Annotated in this window: 5 protein-coding genes; 3 read left to right on the forward strand and 2 right to left on the reverse strand. The window is 77.7% G+C overall.

What is annotated here, in order from left to right; all coding sequences use genetic code 11:
• Nucleotides 1-261 precede the first annotated feature (261 nt).
• Complete coding sequence (locus ACFU6K_RS17475) at nucleotides 262-900, forward strand: sigma-70 family RNA polymerase sigma factor (protein ID WP_380663919.1); 639 nt, start codon at nucleotides 262-264, stop codon at nucleotides 898-900.
• Nucleotides 901-988: 88 nt separating this feature from the next.
• On the opposite strand, the gene ACFU6K_RS17480 is transcribed toward ACFU6K_RS17475, so the two are convergent.
• Nucleotides 989-3829 (reverse strand): BTAD domain-containing putative transcriptional regulator, encoded by a 2841-nt coding sequence (locus tag ACFU6K_RS17480; protein ID WP_380663920.1) that lies wholly within the window; start codon nucleotides 3827-3829, stop codon nucleotides 989-991.
• 387 nt (nucleotides 3830-4216) lie between these two features.
• Between ACFU6K_RS17480 and ACFU6K_RS17485 the strand changes: the two genes are divergently transcribed.
• Nucleotides 4217-6880 (forward strand): BTAD domain-containing putative transcriptional regulator, encoded by a 2664-nt coding sequence (locus tag ACFU6K_RS17485; RefSeq protein WP_380663922.1) that lies wholly within the window; start codon nucleotides 4217-4219, stop codon nucleotides 6878-6880.
• A 316-nt stretch (nucleotides 6881-7196) separates the two neighbouring features.
• A complete protein-coding gene (locus ACFU6K_RS17490; protein ID WP_380663923.1) occupies nucleotides 7197-9593 on the forward strand; it encodes an ATP-binding protein in 2397 nt (798 codons plus the stop codon).
• A gap of 134 nt (nucleotides 9594-9727) precedes the next feature.
• Here the strand turns inward: ACFU6K_RS17490 and ACFU6K_RS17495 are convergent.
• A partial coding sequence (locus ACFU6K_RS17495) for a serine hydrolase domain-containing protein (protein ID WP_380663925.1) occupies nucleotides 9728-10997 on the reverse strand: 1270 nt, incomplete at its 5' end.

A 10997-nucleotide genomic window follows, 5' to 3' on the forward strand; every position in this document is an offset into this window, starting at 1 on the left:
GGTACCGGGCGGCGGGGGAAGAGCCGCAGCTCACGGCCGCTAACGATCGGCCAACAGTCGTCGACGCCCGCCAACGGCGGCACCCGGGGGCGGCCCGAGTGCCCCGGACGGGGGCGTTGGCGGATCCTTGGTGCGGACTTGGCGGCCTCCGGCAGTGTGCTGGTGCAGCCACCGCCGGGATTCCGGTGGTGCCCAGCACGCCCTGCCCGTGCTGCGTCCCCTGCCCGTGCTGCGCCCCCTGCCCGACCTGAGAGGTAGCGCGTGTCGAAGCCGTCCGTCGCCCAGCCCACGTCCGTCACCCCGCCGTCCGAGGGTCCGGCCGCCGCGCCGGAAGGCGCCACCGCCCCGGCCCGCCCGACCCTCGACCCCGACGTGCTCGCCGAGATCCACCGGCTGCACGGCGGCTACCTGCTGCGCGCGCTGCTGCGGGCCACCGGCGGGGACCGCGGCAAGGCCGAGGACATCCTCCAGGAGACCCTGCTGCGCGCCTGGCAGCACCCGGAGGCGCTGGCCGCCGGTGCGGAGGCGGCCCGGCCCTGGCTGTTCACGGTCGCCCGGCGGATCGCGATCGACCACTACCGGATGGCCGCCGCCCGCGCCAAGGAGGTGATCGGCGAGACGGTCGAGGACCGGCCGGTCGCCGACGACCCGTACGAGCAGGTCGTGGTGGCCCGGGACCTCGCGCTGGCGCTGCGCCGGGTGCAGAAGCACCACCGCGAGGTGCTGGTCGAACTCCACCTCAAGGACCGCTCGGTGCTGGAGGCCTCGGCCCGGCTGGGGGTGCCGCCGGGGACGGTCAAGTCCCGCAACTTCTACGCGATCCGGGCGCTGCGCCCGGTGCTGGCGACGGAGCACGGGTACGCCCCGGCCGTGCGCGGGGCGGCCACGGCGGCCGGCTGACGGGGCCGTCCGGCTCCGCCTGACCGGGGCGCCGGCCGACCGGGGCGCCGGCTCACCGGGGCGCGGTCCCTCGCCCCGACCGTCCGGTTCAGTCGGCCGCCGGCCGCCGGCCGGTGCGCAGGTTGAGCGACTCCTCCAGGCTGGTGGTGAACTCGCTGCAGTGGCCCGCCTGCCGGTCGTGCGAGCGGAAGCGCTCCAGCGCCGTGCGCAGTCGGCCGCGCACCTCCGGCTCCCGGCCCCGGGCCAACAGGTAGGCGGCGTAGGACTGTTCGGCCACCGCGTGGAGGTACAGCAGACCGGCCTCCTCGCAGGCGGCGAGCAGCCGGTGCCAGGCGAGGTCGGCGGCGTCGTCGCGGACGGTCGGCGCGAGGGCCTGCGCCTCGGTCAGCAGCGACCAGAGGTGGACCTGGGTGACGGGCGTGGCCGGCAGCAGCTCGCGGGCCTCGCGGGACCGGCGCTGGGCGCCCTCCCGGTCCCCGGCGGCCAGGCTCACCCAGCCCTGGTGCACCTTGGCGTCGACCAGCCGGCGGCGGTCGCCGGACTCCAGTGCGAGCGCCGTGGCGGAGGCCGCCAGCCGCTCGGCCTCGGCGGCGTGGCCGAGCATCGCGGTGACCAGCGCCAGCGTGGCGAGCGCCCGGACGTGCGCGGACGCGGCCGCGGGTCCGGCGCCGGATCCGGTGGCGGACTCGGCCGCGGCGACCGCCTTGCGGGCCGCCTCCGCGGACTCCTGCCGGCGTTCCAGCGCGACCAGGGCCTGTGCCCGGCAGTTGAGCAGCAGCGCGACCGCGACCGGGTCGCCGCACCGCTCGGCCGCCGCCTGTCCCAGCCGGGCACTGGCGAGCCAGTCGGTGAAGCGGCTGGCGCCGTAGTAGAGCGAACCGCAGGTCAGCGCGAGCCGCCAGACCCGGGCCGGATCGGTGTCGGGGGACGCGACCAGCGCGGAGACCGCCGGCTCCTCGGCGTCGAACCAGTCGAGCGCCGTGCGGATGTCGCCCACGGCCGGGAGGGCCTGCGCCGGACCGGCGGGCGGGGCGGTGTCCTCCTGGCCGGGGTCGAGGAAGGACCCGCAGTGCCCGAGGGCCGCGAGGTAGTGGTCGGCCAGGCGTTCGCGCAGCCGCCGCCGGTGCGGTTCGGGCCGTTCGGCGAGCAGCCCGGCGCCGTACAGCCGGACCAGGTCGGTACGGGCGTGGCGGCCGGGGGCGGTGCCGGTGAGCAGGTGGTGGGAGGCCAGCTCGCCGAGCACCCGGTGGGCGGTCGCGGTGTCGCTGCCGAGCAGTGCGGCGCTCGCCGGGGTGTCCACCTCGCGGCCGGGGTGGGCGGCCAGGGCGGTGAGCAGTTCGGCCGCGGGGCCGGAGAGCCGGCGGTGGGTCTGCCCGAGCCGGCCCGCGACGGAGAGCGTGCCGTCGGCGTCCAGGACGGCCAGCCTGGTCCGCTCGTCGGCGAGTTCGGCGACCAGCTCGGCGATCGTCCGGTCCGGCCGGTCGGCCAGGCGGGCGGCGGCGATCCGCAGGGCGAGCGGCAGGTGGTCGCAGAGCCCGGCGAGGCGGGCGGCGGCCTCCGGCTCGGCGCGCAGCCGTTCGGGCGTCAGGGCGCGCTCCAGCAGGTGCAGGGCGTCGTCCTCGGGCAGCGCGGCCAGGCGCAGCAGGGTGGCCCCCTCGACGGCGACCAGGCCCTCCAGCGAGCCCCGGCCGGTGACCACGGCGGTGCCGGCCGGGCCGGCGGGCAGCAGGTCGGCGACCTGGTCGGCGTCGGCGGCGTCGTCCAGCAGCACCAGCAGCCGCCGGCCCCTGGTGCGCTCGCGGTAGAGCGCGGCCCGGTCGGCGAGCCCGGCGGGGATGCCGTCCTCCGGTACGCCGAGCGCGCGCAGGAAGCCGGCCAGGACGGCCTCGGGCCGGGCCGGGCCGTCCGGGGCGAGGCCGCGCAGCTCGGCGTGGAGCAGGCCGTCCGGGAAGCGGTCGGCGACCCGGTGCGCCCAGGCGGTGACCAGCGCGCTCTTGCCGACCCCGGCCGGGCCGACCACCAGCACCGGGCCGTCCCCGGCGCGGCCGGTCCCACAGGCCCGGTCGAGGCGGGCCAGATCGGTGGTGCGGCCGACGAAGTCCGGGTGGCGGCGGGGGAGTCGGCGCGGCACCGGCGGGGGCTTCGGCGCCGGATCGGGGGCCGGGGGAGCGGCGGGCGGCGGCTCCACCGTACGGTCGTCGGCCAGCACCTCGGCGAGCGCCGCCCGCAGCGCCGGGCCGGGGTTGATGCCCAGTTCGTCGTCCAGCCGGACCCGGGCCTGGTGGTAGGCGGTCAGTGCCTCCGCGGGCCGGCCCGCCTGGTGCAGGCAGCGCATCAGCATGGCCACCAGCTCCTCGCGCAGCCCGTCCAGCCGCACCCCGTGCTTCAGCAGCGGCACGGCCGAGGCCCCGGCGCCCTGGCCCAGCCGCAGCCCGGCCCAGCAGAGCAGGGCGGCGGTGCGGGACTGCCTCAGCCGGTCCACCGCGGCGTCCCGCAAGGGGGTGTCGGGCAGGTCGGCCAGCGCCTCGCCGCGCCACAGCCGCAGCGCCTCCTCCAGCAGTGCGACCGCGGTGGCGCAGTCGCCGAGCCCGGCCTGCCCCTCGGCCTCGCCGGCGAGCTCCTCGAAGCGCAGCGCGTCCACGGCGTCGGCCGGCCCGGTCAGCAGGTAGCCGGAGTCGCGGGTGTGCAGCTCGAACGGGGTGTCGGCGAGCACCTTCCGCAGCGCGGCGACATGCCCCTGCACGGCCGCCCGGGCGGTGGGCGGCGGCTGCTCGTCCCAGAGCAGCTCGCACAGCTGGTCCATGGTGACCACGAGCCCCAACCGCAGCGCCAGCATCGCCAGGACGGCCCGCCGCTGGGCACCCGCCACGCTCGCGAAGCCGTCCGCCCCGACCCGCAACTCCACCGGCCCGAGCAGCCGAATCCGCACCGGTACCCCCCACCTCGCCGCAAAACCGCACATCACACCCGAAGCGGCCATCGGCCCTCGGGGTGGAGCAGTGTAGTGCGAGAACCTGTCCGGTCCACGCCGGACGGCTGCTCCGGCCCCCCGCCCGCCCGTCCGGGGCGCGCACCCCGGGGCCGCGACCCCGGTCCGACCGGGCCCCGCGGGGCATCCCCTGAAAGGGATGCCGTCGGGGCCGGTGACGGTTGCACCGGCCGGCGGACGCGGGGCCGCGCCGCCGTGCCCGGGGCGGCGGGGGCGGCGCCGGTGTCGTACCGGCCCGGTACCGTACGGCCGACGTCAAGGGCCCGGTCGGCCCTATCCTCGAACCAGCCGGGGAGTCGACGGATGGTGGGGGAGGGGGACGGGCGCGTGCACATCGATCTGCTCGGGCCGGTGGTGGTGCGGCGGGAGGACGGGACGGCGGTGACGCCCTCGGCCCCCAAGCGCCGGGCGCTGCTGAGCGCGCTCGCCGTGCGGCTGAACCGGACGGTGGCCACCGAGGAGCTGATCGAGCTGGTCTGGGAGGGCAGCGCGCCGCCCACCGCGCGGGCCGCCCTGCAGGGCCACGTCGCGGCGGTGCGCCAACTGCTGGACGGCTCCGGGCTGGAGCTGGGCACCCGGGGGTCCGGCTACCTGCTGGCCGGTGAGCCCGACCGGGTCGACGTGCTGCGCTTCGGCCGGCTCTGCGAACAGGCCGGCGTGCTGCCCCCGGAGCCCGCCGCCCCGCTGGTCGGCACCCCGCCGGAGACCGCCCCGATGGAGGCCGCGCCGGTGGAGGCCGCGCCGTCGGAGGACGCCCCGCCGCTGCTGCGCGCCGCGCTGGACCTGTGGCGCGGCCCGGCGCTCGCCGACTGCGGCTCCGCCCTGCTGCGCGAGCGGACCCTGCCGTACCTGACCGACCTGCGGCTGCACGCCCTGGAGCGGTTGGCCGACGGCCTGCTCCGGGTCGGCCGGGGCGGCGAACTGGCCGCCGAACTCGCCGAGGCCGCCGACGGCCACCCCGCCCGGCAGACGCTGACCGCCCGGCTGGTGCGCTGCCTGGAGCAGGACGGGCGGAGCACCGAGGCGCGGCAGCGCTACGAGCGCGCGGTGGCCCGGCTCACCCGGCCGCCCGGCCCGGAGCTGCGCCGGGCCGGCGAGCAGTCCGGCGCCCGGCCCGCCGCCGACCGCCGGTTCGTCGGCCGGACAGGCGAACTCGCCCGGCTGGAGCAGGTGTTGCCCGCCGCCCGGGACGGCCGCCCGATCCTGGTCACCGGCCCCGCCGGAGTCGGCAAGACCAGCCTGGTCCGGCAGTGGACGGCCCGGCGCGGCGACGCCTGGTTCCCGGACGGCATCCTCCACGCCGAGCTGCGCGGCTTCGACCCGGACGGGCCGCGCGAACCCGCCGAGGTGCTCGGCGAGTTCCTCACCGCGCTCGGTGCGGCCCCGGACGCGCTGCCCCGCGACCCCGAGGACCGCGCCCGCCGCTACCGCGAACTGATCGGCGGGCGGCGGATGCTGGTCGTGCTGGACGACGCCGCCTCCTACGAGCAGCTCGCCCCGCTGCTGCCCGACCCGCCGGCCACCGACAGCGAGCCCGCCCCGGTCGCGATCGTCACCAGCCGCAGCCGGCTGCGCCACCTGGTGGTCCGCACCGGCGGCATCCCGCTGCCGCTGGGCGTGCTCGGCCCCGAGGAGGCCGCCGCCCTGCTCGCCCGCATCCTCGGCGAGGACCGCACGGCCGGTGAGCCGGAGGCGGTCGCGGAACTCGCCGAGCGCTGCGACCGCCTGCCGCTCGCGCTGCGCCTGGCCGCCGCCCGCCTGGCCGCCCGGCCCGACTGGTCCGTGGCCGACCTCGCCGCCGAACTCGCCGACGAGCACACCGGTCCGGCCGCCCTCTCCGGCACCGGTACCGCCGGCGGCCCGCTCGGCCTCACCACCGCGCTGGACCGGACGTACCGCACGCTGGCGCCCGACGCCGCCCGGCTGTTCACCCTGCTCGGCCTGCACCCCGGCGCGGAGCTCGACACCGCCACCGCCGCCGCCCTCGCCGACCTCCCGCCCGGCGCCACCCGCACCCTGCTGACCCGGCTGGACGCCGTCCACCTGCTGGAGGAGAGCGGCCCCGGCCGGTACGCCCGGCGCGAGCTGGTCCGCCGCCACGCCGCCGCGCAGGCCGCCGAACTCACCTGCGACGAACGGTTCCTCGCCCTCGACCGGCTGATCGCCCACTACCTCGACGTCACCGCCGGCTGGACGGCCGGTGGCGCGGCGACCGTGGGCGCGGGGGCCTGGTTCCGCCGCGAGGAGAGCGCCCTGCGCGCGGTGGTGCTCTGCGCCGAGCAGCAGGGACGGCCCACCGCGGCCTGGCAACTCGCCCACCGGGCCTGCCGGTTGTACGAGACCACCGGCCACGACCGGACGCACTGGCGGGCCGTGGTCGAGGCCGGACTGCGCGCCGCCCACACGGACCGGGACGAGGCGGCGGTGGCCCGGCTCGCCACCGACCTCGCCGTCCTGCACGTCGACCGCGCGGCCCACCGCACCGCCGCCGACACCCTGGAGCGGGCCGTCGCGGCCGCCGACCGGGCCGGCGACGCGGCGCTGCGCCACCACTGCCGCAGCCGGGTGGCCGCCGCCCTGCTGCGGGCCGGCCGGTACGAGCGGGCGGTGCCCATGCTCGGCGACCTGGTGGCCGCCGCCCGCACCCCGGCCACCGACCACCTGCTGGTCCGCGCGCTCACCGACCTCGCCGACGCGCTGGTCCTGGCCGACGACCCCGGGCCCGCCCTGCGCCACGCCGACGAGGCGGTGCGCGCCGCCACCGCCCGCTCCGGCGGCGCCGAGGCCGTCCTCGCCACCCACAGCCGGGCCCGCGCCCTGCACGCGCTCGGCCGCCGGGACGCCGCGCTCTCCTCGGCCCGGCTCGCCGTCGCCCTCGGCCGCACCGTCGGCGACCCGGCCCTCGAAGCCCGCTCCCACAACCTGCTCGCCGACCTGCTGGACGCCCTCGGGCGCACGGTCGAGGGCGCGGCGGCGAGGCGGCCGGCGTAGCGGTCCGGCGCAGGGGTTCGGCGCAGGGGTCCGGCATGGACCGCGGTCGGCCGACGGTGGCGGAAAACCGCTGTTCGACCAGCGGAACCACAGGCGGAACTACCGGCGCTTCCGCTTGTCGCGGAACCGCCCCCGCCCTGCGGCCCCGTCCGTACCCATCCGTCCTGACCTGCGCGGATGCCCCTGGAGAGGGCCGAATAGGAGGAACCTGTCCGCCGGGGCATACTTCTGCCTGGAGCGAACCGCAGCGAACCGCCGGAGGCGACTCCAGGCAGAAGTGCGGAACTGCGCAGGACCGAGCGAGTGGGGGCGGGGCATGACGGCCGGGGGCGGCACGGACACGGACGCGAACGAGTTCAACCGCCTGCTGGCCGGGCACCGGGTGGCGGCGGGCCTGACCCAGGAGGAGCTCGCCGCGGCCGCCGGGGTCAGCCTGCGCGCCCTCGGGGACATGGAGCGCGGCCGCACCCGCGGACCGCAGCGGCGCACCGTACGGGCGCTGGCCGAGGCGCTCGGGCTGGACGGCGCGCAGGCGGACGTGCTGGACCGGGCCGCGCAGTCCGGACGCCCGCGCGGGGCTCGGCCGGGACCGACGCCCGCCGGGGGCCGGGCCCGGCCCCACCGGTCCGCCCCGCGCGAGGCCTCCGCCGACTCCACCGCCCGCGATGCCGACGCCCGCGAAGCCGATGCCCGCGAGGAGGCCCCGCCCGCGATCCCCGCCGAGCTCGGCCAGAGCGCCCTCGCGCTGCCCCGCGACATCGCCGACTTCACCGCCCGCGAGGACGCCCTCGCCCTGCTCGCCCGCCTGGCCGAGGACGAGCACCCGGCCCATCCGCGCGTGGTGCTGATCAGCGGTCAGCCCGGCCTCGGCAAGACCTCCTTCGCACTGCACGCCGCCCACGCCCTGGCCGGGCGCTTCCCGGACGGCCAGCTCTCCCTGGACCTCGGCGGCATGTCCCCGCAGCCGCTGCCCGCCCGGGACGCGCTCGGCCAGGTGCTGCGCGCCCTGGGCGTCGCCGACGCCGCGGTGCCCGCCGGAACGGAGGAGCGGGCCGGCCTCTACCGGGCGCTGGTCCGCGAGCGACGGCTCGTGCTGGTGCTGGACAACGCCGCCGACGAGAGCCAGGTGCGCCCGCTGCTGCCCGGCTCCGGCCCGGCCGTGACCATCGTGACCAGCCGCAACGTGCTGCCCGGCCTGGAGTCGGTGCACCGGCTGAGCCTGGACGTGCTGGCCCCGGCCGAGGCGGCCGGCCTGCTGGCCCGGATCGCCGGCCGCGAGCGGATCGAGGCCGCGCCCGACGCCACCGCCGAGCTGGCCAGGCTCTGCGGCTACCTGCCGCTCGCGCTGCGGATCGCCGGGCAGCGCCTGGTCGCCCGGCCGCAGCAGCCGGTCGCCCACCTGGTGCGCCAGCTCGCCGCCGAGGAGAACCGGCTGGACCTGCTGGAGACCGGCGACCTGGCCGTCCGCCCGGCCTTCGAACTGTCCTATCGGCGGCTGCCCGCCGAGTCCCAACTCGTCCTCCGCCGCTGCGCGTTGACCGCCGGTCAGGACTTCACCGCGGAGATCGCCGCGGCCTACGCGGGCCGGTCGGCGGCCCGTACCGAGCTGGTGCTGGAACAGCTCGTCGACGCCGGACTGATGCAGGCGGCCACCCCGGACCGCTACCGCCTGCACGACCTGGTGCGGCTCTACGCGGGCGAGCGGCTGGCCGCCGACGAGACGGGCCAGGAGCTGGCCGAGGCCCGCACCCGGGCCGGCCGCTGGATCCTCGGCCGGGCGGCCGAGTACGGCCTGCGGTTCGACCCCGACCACGCCACGGACGCGACCGGCACCGGCGGCACCGCCCCCGCGCACCTCACCGAGGCGGCCGCCTGGCTGGAGTACGAGCACCCGGAGTGGCTGGCCGCCCTGCACCAGGCGCAGCGGGCCGGCCGGTACCGGGAGGTGGTGGACACCGCCGAGGCGATGCACTGGTTCTCCGACCGGCTGCTGAGCTGGGGCATCTGGGCCGAGGTGTTCCAGCTCTCGGCGGACGCCGCCCGCGCGATCGGGGACGAGCGGGTCGAGGCGGTGCACGTCAACTACCTGGCCTGGACGTACATCACCTGCCTGCACCGCTACCAGCGCGGCGTCGAACTGGCCACCGAGGGGCTGGAGCTGGCCCGCGCGGTGGGCGACCGGGAGCAGCAGGGCTGGGCGCTGACCTACCTCGCCTCGGGCCTGCGCTACCTCCAGCGGCACCGCGAGGCGACCGACGCCTTCCACCGGGCGGCGGACGCCTTCGCCGAGGTGGCCAACCGCTCCGCGATGATCGGCCGGCTGGTCACCCTGCGGGGCGCCGCCAACTGCCTGCGGGAGTCCGGCCGGGCGGAGGAGGCGGTGGAGTCGCGCCGGCGGGCCCTGGCCGGGGCGCTGGAGCTGGTGGAGCGCTGGTCCTCGCCGCTGATCCACCTGCTGGCGGCCATGACCGCGCACGAGCTGGGCCTGGACCGCGCGGCGCTGAAGCGCTGGCCGGCCGCCGAGAAGGCGTACCGGCAGGCCCTGGTGCACTTCGAGGCGGTGGGCCGCCCGGACAGCATGACCAAGACGCTGACCGAGCTGGGCACCGCGCTGATCGAGCAGGGCCGTGCCGAGGAGGCCCGGGAACTGCTCACCGAGGCGCTCACCGACCTGAGCGCGGAGGGTCCGCGCGCGGCGGGCGCCCGGCACTGACCGGTTCCCTCCGGGGGCCGTGTCCGGTCACGCCGAGCGCCCGCCCCCGGCCGTACCGGAGCCGGAGCCGGAGGCGGGACCGGGACCGGAGGCGGGAGCGGGCGTAGGAGCGGGCGCGGGCCGTACGGCCGGTGTCAGATCCGGGTGTCCTCCACCACCGGCAGCGAGCCGACCGGCAGCGAGCCGACCGGGACCGAGGCCGGCGAGAAGGCCGTCCGCGGGGAGACGGCGGGCTGCTTGCCGCAGAAGGCCGGCTCCAGGGTGTTCATCAGGCCCTGCGTCACCGCGCCGTTGTTGGAGGCGTTGGCGAAGACCACCACGCTGCGCCGCCCGTCCGGGGTCGTGAAGGACTGGGTGTTGAAGCCCTGCACGATGCCGCCGTGGCCGTACACGTCCCCGCAGGAGAGCGAGATGCGGCGCAGGCCCAGGCCGTAGGAGATCTTCGCGGTGGGCGTGGGCAGGGCGGCGGTCATCTGCTGGAGCGAGGCGTCCGAGACGAGCCCGCCCTTGCCGCCCGCCATCAGCGCGGTGAGGAAGCGGTCGAGGTCCGCGGCGTCGGAGATGACGGCCCCGGCGGCCCACACCCAGGAGCCGGTCTGCGCGGTGGAGTCCAGCAGCGGCTTGGTGCGGTCGTCGTTGGTGAGGTAGCCGGTGACGTGGGTGCCGGTGATGCCCTGGTCGGGCACCACGAAGGAGGTCCGGTGCAGGCCGAGCGGCTGGATGATCCGCTCGTTCAGCACCTCCGGGAAGGTCTGGCCGGTGAGGTGCTCGACGGCCAGGCCCATCAGCACGTAGTCGGTGTTGGAGTAGGAGTAGCGGCTGCCGGGGGTGGACTGCAGGCCGTGCCTGACGGACATCGCGACCAGCGCGCGCGGGTCGTACACCGTGGTGCGGATGCGCGCCTCGAACGCGCTGGTGGTCTCCTCGCCGGCCTGCTCCAGCAGGTCGTTGGTGTGGTCGTAGACGCCGGCCCGGTGCTCCATCACCTGGCGGCCCGTCATGGTCCAGCTCTCCGGCAGGGTGTCCGCGGGCAGGTACTCGCGCAGCGGCCGGTCGAGGTCGATCCGGCCCTCCTGCGCCAGCTGCATCACGAGAACGGCGGCGAACATCTTGCTGTTGCTGCCGACCCGGAACCTCCACGAGGAGTTCATCGGGGTCCCGTCCAGGTCGGCCAGGCCGACGTTCACCGAGCGGGTCCGGTCGACGGCGCCGTGGTCGCTGATCACCGCGAAGGCGCCCGGGGCGCCGGCCGCGGTAGTGGCCTGGAGGGCGGTGCGCACACCGGCGAGGTCGGGGGCGGTCGGGTCGGTGGTGCCCTGGCCGGCGGCCGCGGCGGGCAGGGCACCGGTCTCAACAAGTACGGCGACGGCGGCGGCAAACGCGAGCGGTCGCAGAAGGCTGGTC

The organism is Kitasatospora sp. NPDC057512, assembly GCF_042802135.1.
Lineage (GTDB): Bacteria > Actinomycetota > Actinomycetes > Streptomycetales > Streptomycetaceae > Kitasatospora.